Genomic DNA, 26,100 nt, shown 5'->3' with positions numbered 1-26,100 from the left:
AGCGGTGCCCAATAATCCTGCGGCTCCGCGATTGGTCTACTCGGACTTGGTCTGGCGGTAGCGCACGATCTGTTTGAGCCGCCGCAGGAGGCTGTCGCGCCGCGGGTGCGGGACGGCGTCGGGCGCCTCTGCGGTGAGGTCAATGTGTTTGGTGCCGTATTGCCACAGCAGGAGGTCATCCAGCAGGCGGTCCGGGCCGGGGGAGTAGCGGTGGTCCAGTGCCTTGCGGACCTCGGTGATCCGCTGGGCGCTGAGCAGGCCTGCCAGCTGGACGGTCTGGTTGAGGCCGTGGGCAGCCATGAGCTCGGCGGCCCAGCCCCAGTCGTCATCCACTTTGCGGTCCACGTGCGGCAGCAGCGTGCGCCAGACGTCCCGGATCCGGTTGGGTGTGAGCTGCGCGGCGCCTTCGCCCTCCATGTCCCAGTAGCTGCGGACTTCCTCGTAGCGTTCGTGGAGGTCCGCGAAGGCGCTTTCCACTGTTTCCAGCATGGCGGCGGTGGCGGTGAACTGCCGGTCGAAATGCGGCGTCCAGGCGCGGGGGTCCTCGGCTTTGAAGCGGATGTCGTGCTCGATCTCGCTCCATGCGTGGGCGAAGACGGTGCGGATCTGGCATTCGAAGAAATAGCTGCCGTTGGCCGGAATATCCGGGTTGAAGGCCTGCTGGTAATCCTTCACCGCCTCGTTCTGGATGGTGCGCAGGATCAGGTGGCGGCTCGAATAGCCGTACGTGCCGGACTCGATGGAACCGATGTCCTTCTCCCGGTCCCCGCGGCAGTCAAACACCTGCCGCTGGCGCTTGATGATGTTGGCCACCAGGGCATTCTCGGTTGGCAGTTTGGTGATGACGCGCACGCCCACCATGTCGTTGAGGGTGCGGAACGGGTCCGGGAACTTCAGCACCGGGGGTCCGCCGGGTTCCAGCGGTTCCTCAATCCGGGAGATCTTCTCCCGGAAGGATTCCACCGACTTGGTGCGCCCGGTGACAAAGAGCGGCGTGACCTCGGTGTCCTTCAACATGTCGCGGAGGATATGGAGAACGTCCTTGGTGACCAGCTTCAGGGCAGGGCGGACGCGCTCGTAGATCTCCACGTTCTCCTGCACGGATTCACGCAGGCTGACGTCCAGGGCGTCCCAGTTACTCGGCATGCCCCCAGCTTACGGCGGGGGTGTGACAGCACCCCATCACACCCCTCTCTCACTTATTCTAAGAAATGCGGCAACGCTCTCTCACTTTCTTAGGGAAAGTGAGAGAGCGTTGGCTATGAAGGGGCCGTTGCCGAGGTGGAGTTGCGGACCACCAGGGAGCTTTCCAGGGTCAGCTGCGGCTGCTCCAGCTGGTGGCCTTCCATAAGTCGGCGCAGCTGCCCGCCGGCCTTCAGCCCCAACGAGGTCGCCGGCAGATGCACGCTGGTCAGGCTGGGATTGCTGGTGGCGGAGTGCGGCAGATCATCGAAGCCGGCGATGGCCAGCTGGCCCGGGATCTGGACGCCTGCCACCCGCGCTTCCTGCAGCACCCCATAGGCGTGGGTGTCAGTGCAGCAGACGACGGCGGTGACCCCGGCCTGCTGCCACGCGGGCCAGGCGGCGGCGAACGCGGCGGCAGACGCCCCGACGTCGATGGTGGTCCTGATGATGTGGCCGGGCCCCACCGATATTCCGTGGGCCGCTGCCTCGTCCAGGAAGGCTTCGCGGCGGATGGCGAACGTCGCTGTGCCGGTGACACTGTCCACGTAGGCCACCTGCCGATGCCCTGCATCTGCCAGGTGTCCCGCCAGCTCCCCCGCGCCGTGCGCAACGTCCAGATTGACGGACGGCGCGTAGGCTTCCAGCCCTGGGGCATCGAGCAGGACCACGGGGCCCGCGGCAGAAAGTTCTTCCAGGAATTCGGCGTTTGGGGCACCCACGAGCAGCCCGGCCGGCCGGAGTGCCATCAGCTTCCGGACGTCGCCGGCCTGCGGAAATTCGCCCGCGTCGGTGACGGACAGCAGCAGCTGGTAATCAGCCCCGAGTGACTCCCGGACCCCGGCGATCACCTTGGCGAAAAACGGGTTGGAGATGTCCGGAGACACGAGGATCACGATGGAGCTGACGCCTTTGGCCAGCGAGCTGCCGATCCCGTCCACCACGTACCCGAGCTCGGAAATTGCGTCCCGCACTCTGGCAATGTTGTCCTCAGAAACGCGGCCGGCAGTCTTGCCGTTGGCCACCAGGGAAACCGTCGCCGTCGAGACGCCGGCGCGGGCCGCGACCATGGCGGCGGTGATGCGCCGAGAGCGGACGGATTGCTGCACCTGCTCCGCGGATTCCATCCTTCGATCGTAGTAGGCGTGGAGGGCCGGTGCTGCCCGCCGGTGTTCTAGACGAGAGTGGAGGTGTCGATGACGAACCGGTAGCGGACGTCGGAGGCAAGGACGCGTTCGTAGGCATCGTTGATCTTGCTGGCCGGGATGACTTCGATTTCGGCACCGAGGTTGTGCTCGGCGCAGAAGTCGAGCATTTCCTGGGTTTCGCGGATCCCGCCGATCATGGAGCCGGCGAAGGAGCGGCGGCCCATGATGAGGGCGAACGCGTTGACCGGGAGCGGTTCAGCGGGAGCACCGACGTTGACCAGGGCGCCGTCGAGGGTGAGCAGCTGCAGGTAGGCACTGATGTCGATCGATGCGCTCACGGTGTTGATGATCAGGTCGAAGCTGCCGGCGAGATCCTCAAAGGTGGTCTCGTCGCTGGTGGCGTAGTAGTGGTCCGCGCCCAGCTTCAGCCCGTCCTCCTGTTTTTTGAGCGACTGTGAAAGTACGCTGACTTCCGCGCCCATGGCGTGGGCGAGCTTAACGGCCATGTGGCCGAGGCCGCCCAGGCCGACGACGGCAACTCTCTTCCCGGGGCCGGCACCCCAGTGCCGCAGTGGGGAGTACGTGGTGACGCCCGCGCACAGCAGGGGAGCGGCGGCGTCGAGCGCGATGCCTTCGGGGATCCGCACGACAAAGTCTTCGGTCACGACGACGTGCGTTGAGTAGCCACCCTGCGTGATGGTGCCGTCGCGGTCCACAGCGCCGTAGGTGCCGACGTTGCCATTCAGGCAGTACTGCTCTTCGCCCTTGAGGCAGTTGACGCATTCGCGGCAGGAGTTGACCATGCAGCCGACGCCGACCCGGTCGCCGATAGCGTGCTTGGTGACCGCCGTGCCGATCTCGGTGACGATGCCGGCGATCTCGTGGCCGGGGGCCAATGGGTAGGACTGGGGACCCCAGTCCCCGCGGACGGTGTGGATGTCAGAGTGGCAGATGCCGGCGAACTTGATGTCGATCAGGACATCAAGGGGGCCGACGTCGCGGCGTTCGATCTTCGTGGGAACGAGCGGCTCAGCGGCGGACGGTGCGGCGTAGGAACTAACGGTAAACATTCTTCTCCTGTTTAGGGGGTGCCTTTGCATCAATATCACCCTATTTCCATCGGCTGAAGAAGGCTGCGTTTATGGGGGTACAAGCTCTCCCCCCTTTAGCCTGGTGAACCGGGGCTATCGTGGATTCATGGACAACCTGCCCGACAACCGCGCCGACATCCGGGACTTCCTGGCCAGTCGCCGCGCCAAAATCCGCCCGGAGCAGGTGGGGCTTCCCGCGGGCAGCCGTCGCCGCGTTCCCGGACTGCGCCGCGAAGAGGTTGCGGTCCTCGCCGGGGTGAGCACCGAGTGGTACGCGCGGCTGGAGAAGGGCAACATCAGCGGCGTGTCTGACGAAGTCCTCAAGGCTGTGGCCGGGGCACTGCACCTGAACGATGACGAATGCCGGTACCTTTTCGAGCTGGCACGGGCCGCCCGGCCCGTGCGCCGGACGCCATCCCGCCGCAAGGAAGCGGGGCTGGCGGTCACTGTCCATTGGCTGCTTGACTCCATCACCATGTCGGCCGCGTTCGTCCGCAACGGCCGCCTCGATATCGTGGCCTCTAATGCGCTGGGGCGTTCACTCCACGCGCCCATGTTTGCCAGCGACACCACCACTGCCAACGGCCAAGCAAACTTCGCACGCTTTCACTTCCTCGACCCGGCCGCACGGGAGTTCTTCGTCGACTGGGACGCCGGCGCCGCGGCCACCGCCGCCCTGCTGCGTGCCGAAGCCGGCCGTGAGCCCAACGACCGCTCTCTGCGCGAACTCGTAGGCGAACTATCCACCTTGAGCCCCGAGTTCCGCACGCTGTGGGCATCGCATGACATCCGTTTCCGACACGAGGGAACCAAGCGGCTGCGACACCCCGTGGTAGGCGACCTGGAGCTGACCTACCAGTCCCTGACGACCACCTCCCCGGGTGCCGTCAACGACGTCAGCTTCTACACCGCTGAACCCGGGACGACCCACGAAGAGCGCATCAAACTCCTTACGAGCTGGGCGGCCACGGCGGTTTCGGAAGCAGCAAAACCGAACAATTGACGCGCACGCGTGACGAGCTTTGACTGAAAGGACACCATGGAACTCGCCGATCTCCTTGAGGCGCTGAATGCCGGACACACCATCACCGGGGACTCGCCGTTGCATGAGGTCATGCACCGGGTCAGCCAGGATGCCCTGCGCATCACTGGCGAACTCAATGGCGGATATCAGGAACCGGAGCGGGTCCGGGAGCTGTTAGCTCAGCTGACCGGCAAGCCGGTTGACGAGTCCGTGACGGTCTTCCCGCCCTTCTACTCCGACTTCGGGAAAAACATCTCCCTCGGGGAACGGATTTTTATCAATTCCGGCTGCAAATTTCAGGACCAGGGCGGCGTGGTCATCGGGGACGACTGCCTGATCGGGCACAACGTGGTGATTGTCACGCTCAACCATGACCTCATGCCGAGCCGTCGCGCGGACATGCACCCTGCCCCCGTGGTTATTGGCCGCAATGTGTGGATCGGGGCGAACGCCACCATTCTGCCGGGTGTGACGATTGGCGATGATGCCGTGGTGGCGGCTGCGTCTGTGGTCACGAAGGACGTACCGGAAAGTGCCATTGTTGTCGGGTCGCCTGCACGGGTATTGCGCTCGCTCGCCACCTGAACCCACCGGAGTCGGAAGCACCACACCCAAACATCAAGCGCTTGACGTGCGCAACGTTAAGCGCTTGACGTGACGGCCGCGCGGATGCCATGATCACACTGAATACTTTCGGCCACTGCTCCGGCAGGCCCCAATGACGTGGAGATTTAACGTGGAATCCAAACCGATGAAACCCGGCCCCAAGAAAATCATTCTTGACTGCGACCCCGGGCATGACGACGCCGTGGCCATCCTGCTCGCACACGGCAACCCTGACATTGAACTGCTGGCCGTCACCACCGTGGTGGGCAACCAGACGCTCGAAAAGGTCACCAAGAACGCGCTCGCCGTCGGGACCATCGCCGGCATCACCGGTGTGCCGTTTGCCGCCGGCTGCGGCCGGCCCCTGGTCCGCACCATCGAAACCGCGCCGTCCATCCACGGCGAGACGGGCATGGACGGCCCCGCACAGCCCGAGTCCACCATCGAACTGGACCCGCGCCACGCCGTCGACCTCATCATTGACACTGTGATGGCCCACGAACCGGGCACGGTCACTTTGGTCCCGACCGGCGGCCTCACCAACATCGCGCTGGCAGCCCGCAAGGAACCGCGCATTGTAGAACGCGTCAAGGAAGTTGTCCTGATGGGCGGCGGCTACCACGTGGGCAACTGGAGCGCCGTGGCCGAATTCAACATCATCATCGACCCCGAAGCCGCCCACATCGTGTTCAACGAAAAATGGCCCGTGGTGATGGTGGGCCTGGACCTCACCCACCAGGCCCTGGCCACTCCGGACGTGGTGGAGAAGATCGCAGCTGTGGGTACCGCACCCGCCAAGTTCGTGATGGAACTGATGGAGTTCTTCACCCAGACCTACAAGGACGCCCAGGGCTTTGACTTCCCGCCCGTCCATGATCCGTGCGCCGTGGCCTATGTGATCGATCCCAGCATCGTCACCACCCGCAAGGTTCCGGTGGACATCGAACTGCAGGGCACACTGACGCTCGGCATGACCGTGGCCGACTTCCGCGCCCCCGCACCGGATGACTGCACCACCTCCGTGGCCGTTGACCTGGACCACGCCCGTTTCTGGGACCTCGTAACGGATGCCCTGGTTCGGATTGGGGAGCCCGACGACGGCGCTCCCGCCGCCGCTGCTGAACCCGCCGCCCTTGCAGCAGCCACGGGAGGCAAGTAGATGACCGCCACCCTCACTGAGGCAAAGACCAGCCGGGGCAACGTCACCGCCCTGATGGTCGCCCTGCTGGCCGCGTGCGTCGCGTTCCAGCTCAACGCCTCCATGCTCAGTCCCGCCTTGGTCACCATGGGCAAGGAACTGAACACCGATCAGGCCGTCATCGGCCTCTCCCAGACCTGGTTCTTCACCGCCGCCGCCCTGTTCTCCCTCTTCCTGCCCCGCCTGAGCGACATCATCGGCCGGAAAAAAATCCTGATCGGCATGATGCTCCTGATGGCCGTTGGTTCGGTCATCGCGGCCATGGCCCCCGACGTGACCTGGCTCTTTGTGGGCCGCATCATCCAGGGCGTCAGCGGCCCCACCGTGCCGTTGTGCCTGATCATGCTGCGCTCCGCCGTCAGCAACCCGCGCAAATACGGGACGCTCATGGGCCTCATCACCGCGGTCAACGGCGGCGTAGCCGGCGTCGACTCCTTTGTGGGCGGCTACTTCGCCGAGCACTTCGGGTTCCGCAGCATCTTCTGGCTCATGGTGGTCCTGGCCCTCGTCGCCACCGCCCTGATCGCCTTCCTCGCCGGCGAGAGCAAGCCGGCCGCCGGCACCTCCATGGACTGGCTGGGAGTGTTCTTCATCGTCGTCGCCGTGGGTGCGCTGCTCACCGCCCTGAACGAGGGCTCCAAGCTGGTGGGCGCCTTCGCACCCGGCACGCTCATGCTGGCCATTGGACTGGTGGTGGTCGCCGCCGTCGCGTTCTACGCGTTCTGGACCGTGGAAAAGCGCGCCAAACAGCCCATGGTGGAAACCGTCCACCTGCGCCAGCGCTCCACCTGGGCGCCGCTGCTGACCACCACGCTGACCATGACCGGCATCTTCGCCGTCATCAACGGGATCGTGCCGGCGTATGTGCAGGCCGCGGACCCGGGATTCGGCATCGGCCCGACCGAAATGTCGCTCATCATCCTCACCCCGTACGCCCTGCTCGGCTGGCTGGTGGGTCCCCTCAGCGGCAGGCTCGCGCCCATCCTCGGCTACACCAAGGTCCTGCGTCTCGGCATGCTGGGCAGCATCGCCGCCCTGGCCATCATCGCGTTCTTCGGCCTCAGCAGCCTGCCCATGATGATCGCCGGAACCGTCTTGCTGGGCATCATGTCCGCCGGTACGGTCAACATCATGCTGAACGGACTCGGAGTTGTCCTCTCACCCGCCGGAAACCCGGGGTTCCTTCCCGGCATGAACGCGGGCGCCTTCAACCTTGGCGCCGGCCTGAGCTTCCTGGTGCTGCCGGCAGTGCTGGTGGCCACCTCGGCCCTCGGCGACGCCAAAGCGTCCTACCTCACCGTGGTGGTGACGGGCCTGGTCATCACGGTGGCCGCGTTCGCCGCGTCGCTCCTCATCCCCAAGCCCGTCGAGGCTGAGGTGACCGAATGAGTTCCGCAGCAGCCGGCACCCAAGGCAGGATCGTCGTCGTCGGATCCCTGAACGCTGACCTGACCATCTACTGCGAGCGGCTGCCGCTGCCCGGTGAGACGGTGCATGGCAGCGGTTTCGCCGTGAACCCCGGTGGCAAGAGCGCCAACCAGGCCGTCGCCGCCAGCCTGCTGGGCGGGGCCGTCAGTTTGGTGGGTGCCGTCGGTGCGGACGCCAACGGCGACATTCTCCTGTCCTCCGCTGCCGGCGCCGGGGTGGACATCTCCGGCGTGCGGACCTCAGCAACCGAGGCCACCGGCGTCGCCGTCATCGCCGTGGATTCCAACGGCGAGAACAGCATCATCATCTCGGCCGGCGCCAACGGCACCCTCTCGCCGGCGGACGTCGCCGTCGAGGCTGAAGCGTTCGACGGCGCCGCGGTGGTCTGCCTCTGCCTGGAGGTCAGACTTGACACGGTTGAGGCCGCCGCAAGGGCAGGGCACGACGCCGGCGCCACAGTTCTGCTGAACCTCTCGCCTTACGCGGAGATCCCGCAGCATCTGGCGGACCTGACCGATGTCCTGCTGGTCAACGCGCATGAGGCGTCGCTGTTCCTCGGCTCCGCCGCCATTCCCGGCAGTGATGCGGATGTCCGCGATTGGGAAGCGGTCAGGCTGCACTTCGCCGAGCGGGGCCTCCAACGCGTCCTGGTCACGCTGGGGGCCCACGGCTCGGTGGTGCTGGATTCGATGGCGCCTTCGGGGCAGCAGCTGGTCCGGGTGGCACCCATCAAGGTCAAGGCGGTGGACACGACCGGCGCGGGCGACGCCTTCACGGGGGCGGTAGCCGCCCGCCTGGCAGCCGGTGCGCCGCTGGCTGACGCCGCCGCCTTCGCCTCGATTGCCGCCGCGCTGGCCACCGCCCGCAAGGGAACGCAGGCAGCCTATCCGCAGGTGGCGGACGTGGAGCGCCTCCTCGCCTCGGGAACCGTCTGACGGTCTGAGGGCAGTACAAAAGAAGCGCCCGACGGCGGCAGTCTCCTGCCGCCGTCGGGCGCTTCCTTGTGTGCCTCTTACCGCAGTCGGGGTTACCGGCTGTGGCTACCGGCCGGTGTCTGCTGCCGGACCGCGGCCGGCGTGAACCGGGCCCCCGTTTCCGGGAAGGAGGGGACCTCGATCCGGGCGTGGGTGTGGACCTCCTCGACGGTCCTGCGGGTGTGTTCGGCGATGGCCTCCATGGTGGTGACCCACATTCCGTCCATTGATTTCACCCGTTCAATCAGCTTCTCCAGGGCCACGGCCTTGGACGGCCGGCCCGAGATGAACGGGTGGTTGGTCAGGACAAAACAGCTGCCCTGGGCATGGTGTGCCTCAGCCTCCAGGGTCCACATTTCCAAGACCTTGGCCGGGCTTTCGATGACACCGCTGCCAGTGACTCCGGGGTAGAACGCGTACTGCTCCCAGTCATCCAGGGTCCAGTCGACCGGGATCTCCACGATGTCCCGGCTGTCGCCGGGGGCGACGCCGAAACGGTACGGTGCGTCGCCGTCGAGCAGGCTCGAATCGTAGAGGAAACCTCGGTCCGCCAGGAGCGCAGGGGAGTGCCAGTTCAGTTCCCACCACGGCGCGCGGTACCCCACCGGTTCCACACCGACCCTTGCGAGGGCCTCCAGCCCGCGGTCGATGTACCGGGCCTCGGTCTCGGCGTCGATGCCCTGCATGGGCTCGTGCAGGTACCCGTGGTGGGCCACCTCGTGCCCGGCGTCCACGATGCGCCGGACCGTGTCCGGGTAGCAGTCTGCCGTGAAGCCGGGAACGAAGAAGGTGGCCCGGATGTCCTGTCGCTGGAGGATCTGAAGCAGCCGCGGGACCGCCACCTTGGGCCCGTACGACTGGTGGGTCATCAGGGACATCCGGCGCGTGCTCTTCGGATCGTGGGCGATGGTGCAGGACTCGGCGTCGACGTCGAACGTGAATGAGGCTGCTGCCCGCTTGCCCTCAGGCCATGTGATGGGGTGGGCGGAATCCGCGAATGCTTCAAAGGTCATGGTGTGGTTCCTAGAGGTTCAGTGTCCGTCAGTAATTCAGGTTTGAGGAGTGTCAGCGTCCGGCGGGCGCGCTGGGCCGGGCGGCGAATCCCAGGTCTGCGGTGGCCTGCGCAACGGTGGCGGCCGGCAGGGCGGAATCCAAGTGCCTGCGGTGGAACTTCGGGCCAAGGATGGCATAGCTTCCGGCGCTTGCAAGGCCGCCTGCGAGCCACGAGAGGTCCCAGCCGCCCAGAGCCACAGCTATGGGGCCCTGCATGGCGGGAACCAGTCCGTACATAAACAGCCACGTGGCGAAGATGCCGACCAGGAGGGAGGCGACGCCGGCCCAGTTGACGTCGGGGAGGCGCTTGGTGCCTACGGCGTCGAAAAGCCTTTCCGGGTTGCCCGGCCACCGCTTCTCGAGCCAGAAGTAGTGGACCAGCATGACTCCGCCCCACGCGGCAACCCACGCCACGAGCCCGATGAGCCAGGCGTCGAGGACTGTTGCGAAGTCTTCCTGGAAGATGAAGAACACGACGGCGGCGAGGGAGAAGACGCCGACGAACAGGTTGAGTTTGCGGCGGCTGATGGTGATGTCCAGCGACTGCGTGGCGACCGAAAAGGTGTAGATGTTGAGGATGTTGGTGGCGATGGGGCCGTGCAGCACCATCAGCAGCACCGGCAGCGCGAGGACGCCGAAGTTCTGGACGATGAGCTTCCCAGGGTCGATTTCGCCGCTGTTGGTGGCCAGGCTTGCGCCGAGGATGCCGAGCCAGACAACCGGGATGAACTGGCCAAGGACCGACGCCAGGTAGACCTTTTTCTTGGGAACTTGGGTACTCACGAACCGGGAGTAGTCGGCGGCGTAGGTGAACCAGGTGATGCCCCAGCCGATGCCGATGGCGGTCATCACGGCGCTCATGGCCGCGATCCGTTCGGAGCCTTCCAGGATGTTGCCGGCGGGGCCGGCGTACGTCCAGTTGATCTTCATGCCGAACCAGGCCACGGCGGACATGACGGCCAGGATGAGGATGGTGGGCGGCACGGTCCACTTTTCGAAGGCTGCGATGGCTTTGTAGCCGAACCAGGCGATGGCTACCTGCGCGGCCATGATGGCGGTGGCGACGCCGATCTTCCAGCCATAGTTGTGTGCTGTGGGATCCACCCATCCGAGCGTGCCGAAGAGTGCCATGACCAGGTCCAGGATGATCCACGTGTTAACCGCGCACCAGCCGATCACCAGGACCGCCTGGATGGCTGCCGGCAGGTAGTTGCCGCGGCGGCCGAAGGCTGCGCGGGCCAGGACCATGCCGGTGGCGCCGGTCTTCTGGCCGAGGAGGACGAAGCAGCCGAACAACAGCATTCCGATCAGGTTCCCCAAAACCAGAACGGTGACCGTGTCCGCGAAGCCGAGGCCGAGATGGATGCCGAGGGCACCCAGTACCCAGTTGATCGGTGCAAGGTTTGCGCCGGCCCAGATCCAGAACTGACCCGAAACTTTCTGAGTTCGCTGGGACTCGGGAATCGGCTGAAGCCAGGCTTCGCAGTCCTCGGCCGGCGTCATTGCCGGCCCTGGCTGCGTTGTGGAGAGGTTGTCTTGCATGGGGGAGCCTCCATGAGTAAAAGGGATAAGCCCAGATTATGTGGCCCAGGCCACATGCACCACATACAATGTGTCTGCCAGTTCATGAGAAAACGCGACGGAGTGTCATGCCAATACGCCTGCAGGATGTCTTGAAACATTCCACCCTCACGCCGGCGGACCCTGTGATCCGCGCAGCGGCGGCCATTGCGGCCCAGACGCAGCTGCGCTGGATTCATTCCAGTGAGGTATTGGACATTGCCCCGTTACTTGGCGGCGGTGAACTGTTGCTCACCGGCGGTCAGGCCCTCGTCTCGGCAACGGATAAGCGGCGTATTGGCTACATCTGGGAACTGGCGGAACGTGGAGTGGCTGCGCTGGCCATAGAGACTGGCACGGAGCTGGCCTCGATACCGTCGTCGATGGTGGCAGCAGCTGAAGCCGCCGGGCTTCCCTTGATAGAGCTCCGCAAAGTTGTGCCCTTTGTCGGCGTCATGGAAGCGATCAACTCGTTGCTTGTGAGTGAGTCAGCTGCCCACTTGCAGCAGGCTGACCAGGCCAGCCATGCCATGGCAGTGGAGCTGGCCCATGGCGGCAGCCTTGATCGGATCCTGGCTGTCCTGGCGGACGCTACCGGCTCGGAAGTTGAGCTGACGTCCACCGCGGGCGCCCCGCTGGCCAGCGCGCTGCCGGCTGATCATGCGGAGGAGCCGGAACCCGGAGCGTCTATCGAGGCCGCGCCGGATCGTGCGCGGATCATCCAGGTTGACGTGTCCGTGCGTGGCATCCCTTCAGCCCGCCTTACGCTTCACGCCCTGGCGGGAGCTGATGTGAACCTGGCGAGGATCGCGGGCAACCGCTCGGTGGACATTCTGGCGTTGGCCCTGCTGCAGCGCATGCCCCCGGGCCTGAAGGAGATGGCGGGTGCGGCGCTGATCCGCGCCGTCGATTCTGGAACTCAAAACTGGCGGCTCCAGCAGCTCGCTCCGGCAGCCGGGATCCCGTTGGCCGCGCAGCTGGTGGCTGTTGTGGTTCGGTCCCCCGGCTCACGGCAACCCCGGATGGCCGTGGAGCACCTGCTGGAGCGGGTGGGGCATCACAGTGCAAGTTACGCCGACAACGCGGAACTCTTGGCGCTGGCCGTTCTCCGCCCCGGGAAGACGCAGGAAGACCGGGACGCAATTCTGGCCGGACTGCAGTCGCTGGCGTTGCCGGAGGGAACTGTCAGCGCCGTCGGTCCGGTGGCCACCGGAATCTCCGCCGCGCCATGGTCCCTGACGGAAGCCCGGCTGACGCTGGACCTTGCCGCCGGCGCCGAGCCGCTCAAGGCCGGGCCGCTCAGAGCCGGGCCGGGACAGTCCGGAGTGGTCCTCGACGCCGACGCTTTCGCGGTGGAGCGGCTCGCTTTCCATTCCCTGGATGACACGCAGCGCACGGACTATGTCAGCCAGCAGCTCGGCGCCCTCCTCGTCCACGATGCCCAACGAAATTCCGCGCTTGTTGAGACGCTGCGGGTCTGGCTGGATTCCGGCTGTAACACGGCGCAGGCTGCGCGTGAGCTGCACCTGGAGCGCCAGTCGATGCATCAGCGGCTGCAGCGAATCTTCTCACTCTGCGGCGGCGATCCCCGCGGAACGGGCCGTCTGGCAGCGCTGCACCTGGCCGCCCGGCTCGCCGCACTCTAGCCGGCCCCGGGCAACGCTCTCTCACTTGATGTGGGTTTTCCGGCGATCCTCTCTCACTTCATGCAGCTTTTCGGCAGACCCTCTCGCACTTACCCAGGGCCAGCGCCCGCCTGTGGATAACTTCTGCAGCATCACACCGTCTGGGACTTCGATCTGGAAGGCGCGGCCCGGCTTCGGTGCCAGCTGCTGCCGCCCTGGCTTGCCGATTCCACAGAGCTTCATCTGAGTAAGCCGCGTTCACTGCCAGCGGTCCGCCGGAAGGGAGTGTTCGGCCATACCGTCCTGGCGCTGGAAGACGAGATCGAACTGATCGACGGCATCCGCATGGGCGATCGCCGTCGACCGATCTCGCCTACCGTCACCGCCGGCTCCATCCAGTGCGACGGCGGACATCACCTTGGCGGCGCACGGCTCCTCAGCGACAGGAGACGAGATATGGCTGGTTTTGCCAGCAGCGACTGAGCGTCCGCGGAAACGCGCGTCGCGACGACGTCGGCCCTTTAGACCGTGACGCTCCCTGACCACGGTGAGAGAGCGTCACGGTAAAACCCGCATTAAGTGAGCGAGGATCGCCGGCAAAGTCACATTTAGTGAGAGAGCGTCCTAGGGGGTAGGGGGCTACTAAAAAGGTAACGGGGGAGTGGGGGCGTTAGCGGAGCACTACCGTCCTGTTGCCCTGCAGGATGACCCGGCCTTCGCAGTGCCAGCGCACAGCATTAGACAGCGCCTTACACTCGGTATCCCGGCCGGCAGCAACCAGGTCCTCCGGCCCGTACGTGTGGTCCACTTCCACCGTCTGCTGGGAGATGATCGGCCCCTCGTCCAGCTCGGCATTCACGTAATGCGCAGTTGCCCCCACGGTCTTCACGCCGCGCGCGTAGGCCTGGTGGTATGGCTTGGCGCCCTTGAAGCTGGGCAGGAACGAGTGGTGGATGTTGATCGCCCGGCCATCCAACCGCCGGGTGAGGTCGTCGCTGAGCACCTGCATGTAGCGGGCCAGCACCACCAGCTCCACGTCGAACGTGTCCACCAGCTCGAGCAGCCGGGCCTCGGCCGCCGGCTTGGTGTCGGCGGTGACCGGCACATGGAAGAACGGGATGCCGTGCCATTCCACCAGCGCCTGGTGGTCCGTGTGGTTGGAGACCACGGCCGCCACGTCCACCGGCAGTTCGCCGCTGCGGGCGCGGAACAGCAGGTCGTTGAGGCAGTGCCCGAACTTGGACACCATAATCAGCACGCGGCGCTTGGCGCCGTGCGGCTCCAGCCGCCAGCGCATCCCGAACCGTTCGGCTAGCGGGCCGAAAGCAGCCCGGAGCGTTCCCGCGGTGGAGGCATCGCCGTCGGACGCGAAGTGCACACGCATGAAGAAGTGCGCCTCCGACCGTTCGCCGAACTGCTTGCTGTCCACGATGTCGCAGCCATGCTCCAGCAGGAAGCCGGACACGGCGTGGACAATCCCGGGCTGCTCCGCGCAATCCAAAGTCAGGACGTGTTCCACGGTGGTGACGGGCCGCGCAAGCGACGCCTCATTCTGGATGGCTGTCATGGCTAGCACTCGATCACGTTGACGGCGAGGCCTCCGCGGGAGGTTTCCTTGTATTTGGTTTTCATGTCCGCTCCTGTCTCACGCATGGTTTTGATGGCCTTGTCCAGCGACACCTTGTGGCTGCCGTCCCCGTGGAGGGACAGTCGCGCGGCGTTGATGGCTTTCACGCTGGCGATGGCGTTCCGTTCGATGCAGGGGATCTGCACCAGGCCGCCCACCGGGTCGCACGTCAGACCGAGGTTGTGTTCAATGCCCACTTCGGCGGCGTTTTCCACCTGCTCCGGCGTGCCGCCCAGCACCTCGCAGAGGCCGGCGGCGGCCATGGAGCACGCGGAACCTACTTCGCCCTGACAGCCCACTTCAGCGCCGGAGATCGAGGCGTTAAGCTTGAACAGGATCCCGACGGCGGCCGCGGCCAGCAGGAAGCGAATCACACCGTCGTCGTTCGCTCCCGGAACGAACTTCACGTAGTAGTGCAGCACCGCCGGGACGATGCCGGCCGCGCCGTTGGTGGGGGCGGTGACGATGCGCCCGCCGGCGGCGTTTTCCTCGTTGACGGCGAGGGCGAAGAGGTTCACCCATTCCATGGCCCGGAGGGGGTCGGTGACGCCGGTATCAGCGGTCAGCGTGCGGAATAACGACGGCGCCCGGCGCCTGACGTTCAGCCCGCCGGGAAGGATCCCTTCCGCGGCGCAGCCGTTGTCCACGCATTCGCGCATGACCGCCCAGAGTCCCAGCAGCTTTTCGCGGAGTTCCGCTTCGCTGCGCCAGACGAGCTCGTTGGCGAGCATGACGTCGGAAATGGACATGCCTTCGCGGCTGCAGATCGCCAGGAGTTCGTCGGCGGTGGTGAAGGGGTAGGGGAGGACGGTGGCATCGGCCACCACGCGGTCGCCGGCATCGGCGTCACCGTCCACCACGAAGCCGCCGCCGATGGAGTAGAAGCTCCGTTCGCTGAGGACTTTGCCGGCGTGGTCCATGGCGCGGAACGTCATGCCGTTGGGGTGGGCGGGCAGGGACTTGCGGCGGTGCAGCACCACGTCCTCGTCCCAGTTGAAGTCCACGCGGTGGTCCCCGCAGATCCTGAGTTCGGCGTCGAGCGCCGCGGCGGCCACCTGGTCGTCGGCGGTGGAGGTGTCCACCGTTTCCGGGTCCAGGCCCTGCAAGCCCAGGACCACCGCCTTGTCGGAGCCGTGGCCCCGGCCGGTGGCACCCAGCGAGCCGAACAGCTCGGCCTGGACCCGGGTGGTGGAGCTCAGGAGCCCGCCGCCCTTAAGTCCGTCGGCGAACAGCTTCGCTGCCCGCATCGGGCCGACCGTGTGTGACGACGACGGCCCGATGCCAACGGAGAACAGGTCCAGGGCGCTCAGCGCCATCAAGGTACCTCGGGGGAAGCGAACTCCCTCATGGCGTCCAGGAGCCACCGGCCCAGGAAGTCCGCGAACGAAGCCCGGGGGAGGAGCCGGAAGCTCTCCTCGCCGGTCTTCTGCAGGACCACGGGGATGTTGCCGATTTCCGTGGACAGGGCGGTTCCCACGGTGAAGCTGCGCGGGTGCAGGTCCAGGGCACAGCCCTTTTCGAGGGTCGCACGGGCCCGCGGGCCCGACAGCTCGAACGTTGTGCGGTTCGCGGAGAGGTCCACCACCTGGCCCGGAGCATCGCCCAGCGCGGCCACGAGCGAGCCGATGAGGTCTCCGCCCAGGGAATCGTGGGCTTCTTCCGGTGCCACCACCAGGAACTCGGACGGTCCCAGCCAGAGGATGATAACGCGGTCCGTGCCGCCCACGTCGCCGTAGCGTGCCGGCAGGCTGCCGGCAACGGCGGCGATCCGTGCGCCTTCCTCGGAGCGGGGGTCCACGCGGACGCCCGCCATCGTCTGGAACGGGCCCTCTTTCAGGACCACAGTCCCTTGGATGGAGCCGGCCGCCAGGGCAGCGGCCAGGTGGGAGGCTGGGCTGCGGCGGATGTCCCGGAGTCCATTGATGCGGTTGATTGCTGCTGTGTTAGCCATCTTTGCGGGTCCCTTCGGGGTCAAAAAGTACGGTTTCTGCGATAACAACGTCAACCAGCTGGTCGCCGGCGGCGGCCACCAGGGTCTCGCCGATGCGGTTGCGGCCATTCTTGATCAGTGCCAGCGCGAAGGACCTGCCCAGCGCGGCGCTGTGGTAGCTCGAGGTCACGAAGCCCTGCATGGGCACCGGGCCGTAGGCGGGGTTCGTGGTGATCCCCTTTTCCACGAGCTGGGTGCCTTCGGGCAGCCGCAGCGTCCCGTCCACAGGCAGGACGCTGACCAGGTGCTTGCGGTCCCCGCGCTGGGCATCGGCCCGGGCGTAGGAGCGCTTGCCGATGAAGTCCTTGGCCTTGGACACCACCCATTCCATCCCCGCGTCCTGCGGGGTGACTGTGCCGTCCGTGTCCTGCCCGACGATCGGGTAGCCCTTCTCGGCGCGGAGGACGTGCATGGTTTCGGTGCCGTAGGGGGTGATGTTGAATTCGGCCCCTGCCGCGGCCACGGCTTCCCAAGTGTTCAGCCCGTACCAGGACGGCACGTTGATCTCGTAGGCCAGCTCGCCGGAGAAGGAAATCCGGCAGACCCGCGCCTGCACGCCGGAGGCGAGGGTGGTTTCGCGGAACGTCATGAACGGGAAGGCTTCCGCTTCCAGCCCGCCGCCCGCTGCCAGGTCCGGCGCCAGTTTGGCGAGCACCGCCCGGGATTTAGGCCCGACGACGGCAATGGTGGTCCACTGTTCGGTCACCGAGGTGCAGTGCACGTCCAGCTCAGGCCATTCGGTCTGCAGCCATTCCTCCAGCCAGTCCAGCACCTTCGCGGCACCGCCGGTGGTGGTGGTCATGAAGTACCGGTCATCGTCGAGGCGCAGGGTCACGCCGTCGTCGAAAATCATGCCGTCCGCCATGCACATCACGCCGTAGCGGGCGGAACCCGGGGCGAGCTTCTTGAAGGCGTTGGTGTAGATCCGGTTGAGGAACTCGCCGGCGTCCTTGCCACGGATTTCGATCTTGCCCAGGGTGGTGGCGTCCATAAAGCCCACGGATTCGCGGACAGCCGCGCACTCGCGGAGCACGGCAGCATCCATGTCCTCCCCGGCCTGCGGGTAGTACCAGGGCCGCTTCCACTGCCCGACGTCCTCGAACAGGGCACCTTGCGCGACGTGCCAGGGGTTGATGGACGTGACGCGGGCGGGGTCGAACAGCTCGCCGCGCTGGCGTCCGGCGAGGGCTGCGAACGCCACCGGGGTGAACGGTGCCCGGTAGGTGGTGGTGCCGATGTCGCCGATGCCCCGGGATGCTTCGCCGGCGGTGCGGAGAGCGGCGGCGATGACGCCGATCGCGTTGACGCCGGAGGTCTTGCCCTGGTCGTTGGCGGTGCTGATGGAGGTGTAGCGCTTGATGTGTTCCACGGACCGCATTCCGGCGCCGGTGGAGCGCAGGACGTCGGCCACGGACTGGTCGCGCTGGAAGTCCACAAAGTGGTGGTGCCAGTCATCCGGGGTGCCTGCCTGGCCGGGGACCAGCCAGAGCTGGCGGGTCGGGCCGGAGGCCTTCGGCCCGCCGAGGACGGCCGGTTTTGTGTCGGACTGGAAGCCCGCAGCAATGGCAGCTGCGGCGCCGGCGGAGATGCCCTCGGCCACGCAGTCCTCGAGTTCAAAGCTGCCGCGGCCGGAGCCAACGGACTGCTGGTTCGGCACCACGGTGCTCGGCACGAACGCCGCCAGGTCCTCGTCCCAGCGCAGCTTGCCCTGCCGCTGCGAGTGGAGGTGGACCAGCGGGCTCCAGCCGCCGGAGACTGCCAGCAGGTCGCAGGCGATCTCTTCGACGCCCGAGGTGAGCTCGCCGTCGTCGTTAATGCTGCGGACGGTGACGGCGTTTAGCCGGCCGGTGCCGTTCGCGGCGGTGTTGGCCACCGCGCTGCCGATCAGCACTCGGGTGCCGGCTTCGACGGCGGCAGCTGCCACTTCAGTGAGGGCGGGACGGGCGTCGACGACGGCCGCCACCTTGACGCCGGCGGCGCGCAGGTCCGCGGCGAGGGCGTAGGCGCTGTCGTTGGTGGTGCTGATGACCACGCGCTGCCCGGCGGCCACGGCGTAGCGGTTGAGGTAGCTGCGGACAGCCGAGGCGAGCATGATGCCGGGGCGGTCGTTGTTCTCGAAGACCAGGGGCCGTTCGTGGGCGCCGGGAGCCAACACCACCTGATTAGCACGCACGTGCCAAATCCGCTGCCGGGAGACGCCGGGGGCGGCCGGGCTGGACAGGTGGTCGGTGCGGTTCTGGACCGCGATGACGTAGTTGGCATCGTAGGCGCCGAAGGCCGTGGTGCGGTTCAGGACTGTGCTTTCGGCTCCGGAAATGAGTTCGGCTTCCACATCAGCCACCCATTCCAGGGCGGGCTTGCCTTCGATGGTCTCGGCCCGTCCGGGCGCAGTGGATCCGGACAGGAGCGATCCGCCCAGTTCGGGCTGGTCGTCCATAAGCATCACGCGGGCACCGGTGCGGACCGCTTCACGGGCCGCGGCGAGGCCGGCGGGGCCGCCGCCGATCACCAGGACGTCGGTGTGCACGTACTTCTTGTCGTATTCGGCGCGGTCTTCCTCAGGGTCCAGACGGCCCAGGCCGTTGAGCATGCCTGCTGTGAGGCCGTCCACCAGCGTGACGGTGGTGGCGGGGAGCATGGACTCTGCCACGTGGCCGGGGAAGCGGGGTTCGATCCTGACCAGCGCGTTGGCTTCCTCCACCCCGGCGGACATGATGCCGCGGGGCCGGTCCTCGTAGAGCGAGTTTCCGGCGGCGATCCGGCCGTTGGCGAGCAGCGCGGAGGCGAGTGTGTCACCGGGGTGTCCGGTGAATTCCTCGCCGTCCACGGTGAAGCGCCAGGAGATGGTGCGGTCGATGCGTCCGCCGGCGGCGAGGCGGGCGTTCTGGGAAGTCACTTGGATGCTCCTTCCGGGGCGGTGGTGCTGGAGGCGGTGATGCTGGTTGAAGAGGTGCTGGGCGCGGCGTTTCCGGTGGTGGTGCTGTCAGCGGCGGTGCTGGCAGTGCCGGCGTCGGTGGCGTTCGTTTTGGCGGTTGCGGGCCGGGGAGTGCCCATCGGGTAGACGGCCTGGATGTCGTAGGTGACGGTGTCGCGGAGCATGTTGAACCACTGGCGGCAGCCGGTGCTGTGCAGCCAGCGCTCGGCGAAGGCGCCCTTGGTGTTGTCCCGGTAGAACAGGTACTCGGCCCATTCGCGGTCGTTCAGCCCGGCGGGGTTTTCCGGGTAGGCCACGTGGGCCTGGCCGCCGTAGTGGAACTCGGTCTCGTCGCGGGAGCCGCAGTTGGGGCATGGGATAAGCAGCATGTGCGTCTTCTTTCTAGGGGACGGCGGCTAGTGGGCGACGGCGGCAGCGCCGTGTTCGTCGATCAGGGCGCCGGTTTCGAAGCGTTCCAGCGCAAACGGCTTGTTCAGCTTGTGCGGGGTTCCGGTGGCGATGGTGTGCGCGAATGTGAGCCCGGCGGCCGGGGTGCCCTTGAAGCCGCCGGTGCCCCAGCCGCAGTTCACGAACATGTTCTCCACCGGCGTGGTGCCAACGATGGGGGAGGCGTCCAGGGTGGTGTCCACGATGCCGCCCCACGTCCGGAGCACGTGCGCCCGGGCAAAGATGGGGAAGAGTTCGACGGCGGCAGCCATCTGGTGCTCGATCACATGGAAGGAGCCGCGCTGGCCGTAGCCGTTGTAGGAGTCCACGCCGGCTCCCATGACGAGTTCGCCCTTGTGGGCCTGGGAGACGTAGACGTGCACGTGGTTGGACATGACCACGGTGGGGTGGACGGGTTCGTGCAGTTCGGAGACGAGTGCCTGGAGCGGGTGGGACTGGATGGGGAGCCGGAAGCCGGCCATTTCCGCCAGGACCGAGCTGTGCCCGGCGGCGCAGAGGCCCACTTTTTCGGTGTTGATGGTGCCCTGGTTGGTTTTTACGCCCACCACGCGGTTGCCGTCCTTGACGAAGCCGGTGACTTCGCAGTTCTGGATGATGTCCACGCCGAGCTCGTCGCACTTGCGGGCGAAGGCCCAGGCCACGTGGTCGTGCTTGGCGATGCCCGCACGCGGCTGGTACGTGGCTCCCATGACGGGGTAGCGGATGTTGTCGTTGATGTTCAGGATGGGGCAGAGTTCCTTGACCTGCTGCGGATCCAGCCATTCAGCGTCCACGCCGTTGAGCTTGTTCGCACCGACACGTCGGATGCTTTCGCGGACGTCACCCAGGGTGTGGGCGAGGTTCATCACGCCGCGCTGGCTGAACAGGAAGTCGTATTCGAGCTCCTCCGGCAGGATTTCCCAGAGCTTGAGGGCGTGCTCGTAGATGGCCGCGCTCTCGTCCCAGAGGTAGTTGGAACGGATGATGGTGGTGTTCCGGGCCATGTTGCCGCCGGCCAGCCAGCCCTTTTCCAGGACGGCGATGTTGGTCATCCCGTGGTTCTTGGCCAGGAAGTAGGCGGTAGCCAGGCCGTGCCCGCCGCCGCCCACAATCACGGCGTCGTAGGAGGACTTGGGCTCCGGGTTCCGCCAGAGGAAATCCGGGTGTTCCGGGAGCTGTTGGTTGCTCACTGGGCTGCTCCAATCAGGTCTGTATCGAGTTCGGTGAAGGCGGCGATCTCGGCGCCGCTGCCGTCCTGGGAAAGATGCTCGTAAAGCGGGAACTGGCCGGCCAGGGCGGTGACCCGGGCTCGGAGTACGACGGCGGCGTCGTCGCTGAGGCGCGCACCGCCGGAGGTGCCGTCCCCGGCGTCGTTGTTGGCAGTGCCAGTGACGGCGGCGATGAGCGCCGTCGCGATGATGTCCGCAACTTCGGCGAACTCCACGGCGCCGAAGCCCCGGGTGGCGAGGGCCGGCGTGCCGATGCGGAGTCCCGAGGACACCATCGGCGGGCGGGGATCGAACGGTACAGCGTTGCGGTTCACCGTAATGCCGATCCGGTGCAGCGCGTCTTCGGCCTGCTGGCCGTCCAGTTCCGAGTGGCGGAGGTCCACCAGGACCAGGTGCACGTCGGTGCCGCCGTTGACCACGGAGATGCCGGCCGCGGCGACGTCGTCGCGGAGGAGCCGTTCGGCCAGCAGCTTGGATCCTTGCAGGACGCGTTCCTGGCGTTCCTTGAATTCGGGGGTGCCGGCGAGTTTGAAAGCCACGGCCTTGGCGGCGATGACGTGCTCCAGCGGGCCGCCCTGCTGGCCGGGGAACACGGCGCTGTTGATCTTGCGGGCGTACTGTTCCTTGGCGAGGATGACTCCGCCGCGCGGGCCGCCGAGGGTCTTGTGTGTGGTGGTGGTGACCACGTCGGCGTAGGGGACCGGGTTGGGATGCAGCCCTGCGGCGACGAGGCCGGCGAAGTGCGCCATGTCCACCATGAGGTAGGCGTCCACGAGGTCGGCGATCCGGCGGAACTCGGCGAAGTCGAGCTGGCGGGAGTAGGCGGACCAGCCGGCGACGATCAGCTTCGGGCGGTGTTCCAGGGCCAGCGCCTCGACCTCGGCCATATCGATCCGGAGGTCCGATTCACGCACGTGGTAGGGGACCACGTTGTAGAGCTTGCCGGAGAAATTGATCTTCATGCCGTGGGTGAGGTGGCCGCCGTGGGCCAGGCTCAGGCCCATGATGGTGTCGCCCGGGTTCAGCAGGGCGAACATGGCGGCGGCATTGGCCTGGGCGCCGGAGTGCGGCTGGACGTTGGCGAATTCGGCGCCGAACAGGTCCTTGACGCGGTCGATGGCGAGCTGCTCGATGACGTCCACGTGCTCGCAGCCCCCGTAGTAGCGCTTGCCCGGGTAGCCCTCGGCGTACTTGTTCGTCAGGACGGAGCCCTGCGCCTCCATAACGGCGGACGGGGCGAAATTCTCCGAGGCGATCATTTCCAGTGTTGACTGCTGGCGGACCAGCTCATTGTTAATGGCCTGCTGGACCTCGGGATCGACTGCGGAAAGTCGCTCGTTCAACTGCTCAACCACGGTTGCTCCTTTGAAATACCACTGTTGTTATGACTGATATATCAGTGTGAGGTCAATGGTATGATTGGGATCACAGCAGAGTCAATAGCTGGAACCAAAGTGGCATGGAGCTTCCGCTTGTAAGTCGGAGCCTGAAAAGTGAAGAACGGAGTGGCGCCTTGAATGCACTTCTTGCCTTGCCCCCCGCGGAGGGCGAAGCGCCATCGCAGGCAGAGGCCGCCTACCGGCAGCTGCGCGACAAGCTGATCATGCTGGAGATCCGGCCGGGTGAGCCCATCAACGACGGGCAGCTGGCGGCCGAGCTCGGTTTCGGCCGCACTCCCGTGCGTGAGGCGATCAAGCGGCTTGAGGTAGACCATCTGGTGGTTTCCTATCCGCGCCGCGGGACCTTTGCCACCAATGTGGACTTCACGGAGCTCGCCGACGTCTCGGAGATCCGGGAGCTGCTGGAGCCGCTGGCCGCGCGGCGGGCGGCCAAAAGGGCAAGCGAGTCCATGCGCCGTGAACTGCTGCAGGCGGCCGATGCCATCGCGGAGCTGGATCCCAGCCCGGGGGAGTCCCGGGACCTGATGCGCTACGACCTGACCGTGCACCGGCTGATCTATAAGGCGGCCGCCAACCCGCACCTGGAAGACACGCTGATCCGCTACGACAACCTGGCCACGCGCATCTGGTGCCTGGTCCTGGACAAGGTGCCCTCGGTTAGTGGCCACATCACCGAGCATGTGGAGCTGCTCAAGGCGGTGGCCGCGGGGGACGCCGACAAGGCCGGCGAACTGGCCCTGCACCACGTCACCAGCTTTGAGGAAACCATCCGCAAGGTGCTCTAAGCCGAACCGGAACGCTCTCTCACTTTCTGCACACAAGACCGAATCCCTCTCTCACCGGTTGAGAGAGCGTTCCCTAAATTCCTGCGTTAAGTGAGAGAGCGTTCTGGAGGGCTAGATGATGGCGGCGCGCAGCTCCTTCGCTGCCAGGGCGGGGTCGTCGGCGCTGTAGATGGACCCGCCGACGACGGCTACATCCGCCCCGGCGCGCTGCACGGCTTCGATAGTGGAGATGTTCACTCCGCCGGCCACGGAGAACGGCACGCGCGCTTCCTCCCCGGCGCGGAGGAGCACGTCCAGGTTGTAGCCCGGTTTGGCCTGCTCGTCCAGTCCGGCGTGGAACTCGATGAACTTGGCTCCGAGGGCGCGGGCTTCCCTGGCGCGGGTCACCTTGTCCGCCACGCCGATCAGGTCCACAACGATGCCCTTGTTGTGGGCCTTCGCTGCCTTGACCGCGCCGGCGATGGTGGAATCGTCGGCGCCGCCGAGGACTGACACCAGGTCTGCACCCGCGCTGAACGCGATGTCAGCCTCGAGTTCGCCGGCGTCCATGGTCTTAAGGTCGGCGAAGACGATCTTGTCCGGGTGGGCGGTCTTGACGGCGGTAACGGCGGACAGTCCGGCGTTCTTCACCAGCGGCGTTCCGAGCTCAATGATGTCAACGTATTCGGCAACCTTGCCGGCGAGGTCGAGGGCGGCTTCGACGGTCAGGACGTCCATGGCTACTTGCAGTTTCATGTGGGTTCTTCTTTCGGGTGGGGACGGATTTCGGTGGAGAAAGGTGGGCCGGTGCGGGCTATTCGAGGTTCGCGTGGCGCTGCCAGAGGTCTTCCGGTGACGCAGCATCCTCGTCCCAGAGGCTTTGGAACACCGCCTCGGTGGTGGTGAACAGCACCTGCTCAAAGAGGCTGCCCGAATATTGCCGGGACACCGCCGAGCCGTGGTCAGTCTTTTGGGCGGCGGGGATAAGTACGACGGCGATAGCAACGGCCGCGAGCGGGGAACCGGAGCTTGTGGTGTAGGCAGCCACCCGGGCACCTCGCGCGGCCGCGGTTTCCGCCGCCGTGACAACGCTTGCGGTGCTTCCGGAGCCGGAAGCTGCCAGCAGCAGGTCGCCGGTGCGGATGGCGGGTGCCGTGGTCTCACCGACGACGTGCACCGTCAGGCCGAGATGCATGAGCCGCATGGCCGCCATCTTCAGGACAAGGCCGCTGCGTCCGGCGCCGGTCACGAAGATCCTGTCGGCCAGCCTCAGCTCGGTGACGAGGGCTGCGACCTGCGCCGGGTCAACGCGCCCTGACACTGCACTGATCTCGCCCAGGACCAGAGCCCGGTTCCGGTCAAAAGCCTTGGACGTTCCGGTCAGGCCGGCTGGACTGGTTTCTGCGGTGACACTCATTGGCGGCAGCCTCCTTCGTTTGCGACTCCTCCATCCTGTCCCGTCCGTTGAGTTGGGCCAACGCCATCATCGGACAGTCCTGCCCACCCAAACGGGTAGGCGGCGTCCAGTGCACCCGTAAACTGGGCAGGTGGATACGTCTTATGGAGTCCTGCTCGAAGCCATCACCGCGCTGTCCGCCGCCCCGCTGGCCACCATCGCGCAGCGGCTGCGGGAGGCCACCCTTCCCTATCTCGGTAGCAGCGCCCTAGTCATCTTCACCGAGGACTGCACTGGACGGCCCCAGAAGAAGGCCGGCGACGAAGCCATCATCAGCAGGGTTTCCATCGCCGAACTGGACCACATCCGGGCGCTACTGGTCCGAGAATGCCCGAACGGCGAGTCCTGGAGCGGAGAGGCGCTGATCGGCGGGGAGGTGCGTCCTGTCCTTGCCCTGTCCTCACCCAGCAACGCGCTGCTCGTCCTCGCCGATCCGCAGCCCGTACCGGACCCCGCCGGCCAGGAGGCAGAGCGGCTCGTCCGCTATCTCTGGACCCTGGCCGCCGAGCGGATCCGTGAAAAGGTGGCCGATGCGCCGCCGTCGTACCTGATTGAATCCCGCGCGGCGTCGGCCGAACGCTTAAGGGTGACCGCCGAACTGGTGGACCGCCACTCCACCACCTTGGAAACCGTGCTTGCCGCGCTGAGATCGCCTGCGCTGAGTGACGACTTGGCGCGGAAGTCCGCCACCGACGTCGCCGCGCGGGCACTCGTAGCGCTACGCACGCTCAGCGACCGCACCACGGAACTCGTGGAGGAACCCGTCGCCACCGCGTTCCAGCGTCTCCGCGAGGACCTCAAGCCACTGGTGAACTTCAGCGGCATCGACGTCCAGTTCATCGAGCCTCCCGTCAACGGCCGCGCCCTGCCCGGCGAAGTGGCCCATGCTGCCAGGGCGATCGTCCGCGGGCTGGTCCTGGCCATGATGGACCAGGCCGGAGTCCGCCGGATCCGCACGCAGTGGGATTGCGACGGCGAGAACCTCCTGGTCAACGTCCGCGACGACGGTCCCGGCGAACTGTCCGCGGCGACGCCTTCCATGGCCCGCCTAACCCGGCGCGTCGAAGCCCTGGACGGCACCATGTCGGTGGACGTGATGCCCGGCTGGGGCGCCGACGTCGCCGTGTCCATCCCGCTCGACCCGCCGGCGAGGCAGCTGGCCGACGTCTCCGACTGGAAGCTCGGGAACCGCGAACTGGAGGTCCTTCAGCTGCTGGCATCAGGCCAGCGGAACCGTGCCATCGCCGCGAAACTGCACATCAGCGAAAACACGGTGAAGTTCCACCTCCGCAACATATACCGGAAGGTGGGCGCCTCGTCCCGCACCGAAGCCATCGCGATGGCCCACAGCAACGGCCTGCGCTGATTTCGCCAAGCCGCAAAC

Annotated in this window: 23 protein-coding genes; 9 read left to right on the top strand and 14 right to left on the bottom strand. The window is 66.3% G+C overall.

What is annotated here, in order from left to right; translation table 11 throughout:
* Nucleotides 1-36: 36 nt before the first annotated feature.
* From ACX80M_RS11880 to ACX80M_RS11870, 3 genes are all read right to left on the bottom strand, one after another.
* A complete protein-coding gene (locus ACX80M_RS11880; RefSeq protein WP_459309747.1) occupies nt 37-1,146 on the bottom strand; it encodes a GTP pyrophosphokinase in 1,110 nt (369 codons plus the stop codon).
* Nucleotides 1,147-1,259: 113 nt separating this feature from the next.
* Complete coding sequence (locus ACX80M_RS11875) at nt 1,260-2,309, bottom strand: LacI family DNA-binding transcriptional regulator (RefSeq protein WP_252614917.1); 1,050 nt, start codon at nt 2,307-2,309, stop codon at nt 1,260-1,262.
* A gap of 47 nt (nt 2,310-2,356) precedes the next feature.
* On the bottom strand, nt 2,357-3,400 hold the full coding sequence (locus tag ACX80M_RS11870; protein ID WP_252609394.1) for an NAD(P)-dependent alcohol dehydrogenase: 1,044 nt from the start codon (nt 3,398-3,400) through the stop codon (nt 2,357-2,359).
* Between the two features lie 127 nt (nt 3,401-3,527).
* Here ACX80M_RS11870 and ACX80M_RS11865 point away from each other — a divergent pair, with 127 nt between their 5' ends.
* The 5 genes from ACX80M_RS11865 (at nt 3,528) to ACX80M_RS11845 (ending at nt 8,612) form a co-directional block, all read left to right on the top strand.
* On the top strand, nt 3,528-4,424 hold the full coding sequence (locus ACX80M_RS11865) for a helix-turn-helix domain-containing protein (protein ID WP_252609395.1): 897 nt from the start codon (nt 3,528-3,530) through the stop codon (nt 4,422-4,424).
* Nucleotides 4,425-4,460: 36 nt separating this feature from the next.
* Entirely contained in the window at nt 4,461-5,030 is a 570-nt protein-coding gene (locus tag ACX80M_RS11860) for a DapH/DapD/GlmU-related protein (protein ID WP_252614919.1), read from the top strand.
* Nucleotides 5,031-5,163: 133 nt separating this feature from the next.
* Entirely contained in the window at nt 5,164-6,210 is a 1,047-nt protein-coding gene (gene uriH / locus ACX80M_RS11855) for a uridine-preferring nucleoside hydrolase UriH (RefSeq protein ID WP_459309746.1), read from the top strand.
* Nucleotides 6,211-7,638, top strand: a complete 1,428-nt coding sequence (gene uriT, locus ACX80M_RS11850; RefSeq protein WP_459309745.1) for a uridine transporter UriT — start codon at nt 6,211-6,213, stop codon at nt 7,636-7,638.
* On the top strand, nt 7,635-8,612 hold the full coding sequence (locus ACX80M_RS11845; RefSeq protein ID WP_459309744.1) for a ribokinase: 978 nt from the start codon (nt 7,635-7,637) through the stop codon (nt 8,610-8,612). Before uriT ends, ACX80M_RS11845 begins: the two co-directional genes overlap by 4 nt.
* A 92-nt stretch (nt 8,613-8,704) precedes the next feature.
* On the opposite strand, the gene ACX80M_RS11840 is transcribed toward ACX80M_RS11845, so the two are convergent.
* Both ACX80M_RS11840 and ACX80M_RS11835 read right to left on the bottom strand, forming a co-directional pair.
* Nucleotides 8,705-9,664 (bottom strand): polysaccharide deacetylase family protein, encoded by a 960-nt coding sequence (locus ACX80M_RS11840; RefSeq protein ID WP_252609399.1) that lies wholly within the window; start codon nt 9,662-9,664, stop codon nt 8,705-8,707.
* A gap of 52 nt (nt 9,665-9,716) precedes the next feature.
* Nucleotides 9,717-11,246, bottom strand: a complete 1,530-nt coding sequence (locus tag ACX80M_RS11835) for a purine-cytosine permease family protein (RefSeq protein ID WP_252609400.1) — start codon at nt 11,244-11,246, stop codon at nt 9,717-9,719.
* 107 nt (nt 11,247-11,353) lie between these two features.
* Between ACX80M_RS11835 and ACX80M_RS11830 the strand changes: the two genes are divergently transcribed.
* Together ACX80M_RS11830 and ACX80M_RS11825 are read left to right on the top strand one after the other, a co-directional pair.
* Nucleotides 11,354-12,910 carry a helix-turn-helix domain-containing protein gene (locus ACX80M_RS11830; protein ID WP_252609402.1) on the top strand — a complete coding sequence of 519 codons (1,557 nt, stop codon included), beginning with the start codon at nt 11,354-11,356 and terminating at the stop codon, nt 12,908-12,910.
* Nucleotides 12,911-13,174: 264 nt separating this feature from the next.
* On the top strand, nt 13,175-13,372 hold the full coding sequence (locus ACX80M_RS11825) for a hypothetical protein (RefSeq protein WP_252609404.1): 198 nt from the start codon (nt 13,175-13,177) through the stop codon (nt 13,370-13,372).
* A gap of 187 nt (nt 13,373-13,559) precedes the next feature.
* Here ACX80M_RS11825 and purU read toward each other — a convergent pair whose 3' ends face one another.
* The 7 genes from purU to glyA are packed head-to-tail and all read right to left on the bottom strand — an operon-like array spanning nt 13,560 to nt 22,451.
* Nucleotides 13,560-14,456 (bottom strand): formyltetrahydrofolate deformylase, encoded by an 897-nt coding sequence (gene purU / locus ACX80M_RS11820; RefSeq protein WP_459309743.1) that lies wholly within the window; start codon nt 14,454-14,456, stop codon nt 13,560-13,562.
* Between the two features lie 2 nt (nt 14,457-14,458).
* Nucleotides 14,459-15,832, bottom strand: a complete 1,374-nt coding sequence (locus ACX80M_RS11815) for an L-serine ammonia-lyase (protein WP_459309742.1) — start codon at nt 15,830-15,832, stop codon at nt 14,459-14,461.
* Nucleotides 15,832-16,467, bottom strand: a complete 636-nt coding sequence (locus ACX80M_RS11810; RefSeq protein ID WP_252609409.1) for a sarcosine oxidase subunit gamma — start codon at nt 16,465-16,467, stop codon at nt 15,832-15,834. Before ACX80M_RS11810 ends, ACX80M_RS11815 begins: the two co-directional genes overlap by 1 nt.
* Nucleotides 16,460-19,402: a sarcosine oxidase subunit alpha family protein gene (locus ACX80M_RS11805; protein WP_252614923.1), complete on the bottom strand. Its 2,943-nt coding sequence runs from the start codon at nt 19,400-19,402 to the stop codon at nt 16,460-16,462. Before ACX80M_RS11805 ends, ACX80M_RS11810 begins: the two co-directional genes overlap by 8 nt.
* Complete coding sequence (locus tag ACX80M_RS11800; protein ID WP_252614924.1) at nt 19,399-19,809, bottom strand: sarcosine oxidase subunit delta; 411 nt, start codon at nt 19,807-19,809, stop codon at nt 19,399-19,401. The genes ACX80M_RS11805 and ACX80M_RS11800 overlap by 4 nt, the downstream gene beginning before the upstream one ends.
* Before the next feature lie 27 nt (nt 19,810-19,836).
* Nucleotides 19,837-21,057 carry a sarcosine oxidase subunit beta family protein gene (locus tag ACX80M_RS11795; RefSeq protein ID WP_252609413.1) on the bottom strand — a complete coding sequence of 407 codons (1,221 nt, stop codon included), beginning with the start codon at nt 21,055-21,057 and terminating at the stop codon, nt 19,837-19,839.
* Nucleotides 21,054-22,451 (bottom strand): serine hydroxymethyltransferase, encoded by a 1,398-nt coding sequence (gene glyA, locus ACX80M_RS11790; protein WP_308293024.1) that lies wholly within the window; start codon nt 22,449-22,451, stop codon nt 21,054-21,056. Before glyA ends, ACX80M_RS11795 begins: the two co-directional genes overlap by 4 nt.
* Before the next feature lie 158 nt (nt 22,452-22,609).
* Between glyA and ACX80M_RS11785 the strand changes: the two genes are divergently transcribed.
* A complete protein-coding gene (locus ACX80M_RS11785; RefSeq protein ID WP_459309741.1) occupies nt 22,610-23,281 on the top strand; it encodes a GntR family transcriptional regulator in 672 nt (223 codons plus the stop codon).
* A gap of 111 nt (nt 23,282-23,392) precedes the next feature.
* Here the strand turns inward: ACX80M_RS11785 and hxlA are convergent, their stop codons facing one another.
* Entirely contained in the window at nt 23,393-24,016 is a 624-nt protein-coding gene (gene hxlA, locus ACX80M_RS11780; RefSeq protein WP_252602949.1) for a 3-hexulose-6-phosphate synthase, read from the bottom strand.
* A 58-nt stretch (nt 24,017-24,074) separates the two neighbouring features.
* Nucleotides 24,075-24,677 carry a 6-phospho-3-hexuloisomerase gene (hxlB, locus tag ACX80M_RS11775; RefSeq protein WP_252602946.1) on the bottom strand — a complete coding sequence of 201 codons (603 nt, stop codon included), beginning with the start codon at nt 24,675-24,677 and terminating at the stop codon, nt 24,075-24,077.
* A 130-nt stretch (nt 24,678-24,807) separates the two neighbouring features.
* On the opposite strand from hxlB, the gene ACX80M_RS11770 reads away from it, so the two are divergent.
* Nucleotides 24,808-26,082, top strand: a complete 1,275-nt coding sequence (locus tag ACX80M_RS11770) for a helix-turn-helix transcriptional regulator (protein WP_252602944.1) — start codon at nt 24,808-24,810, stop codon at nt 26,080-26,082.
* Nucleotides 26,083-26,100 lie beyond the last annotated feature (18 nt).

This window comes from Pseudarthrobacter sp. MDT1-22, assembly GCF_054511035.1.
Note: the sequence above shows the minus strand (reverse complement) of the source record. Positions and strands in the feature narration are given on the sequence as shown.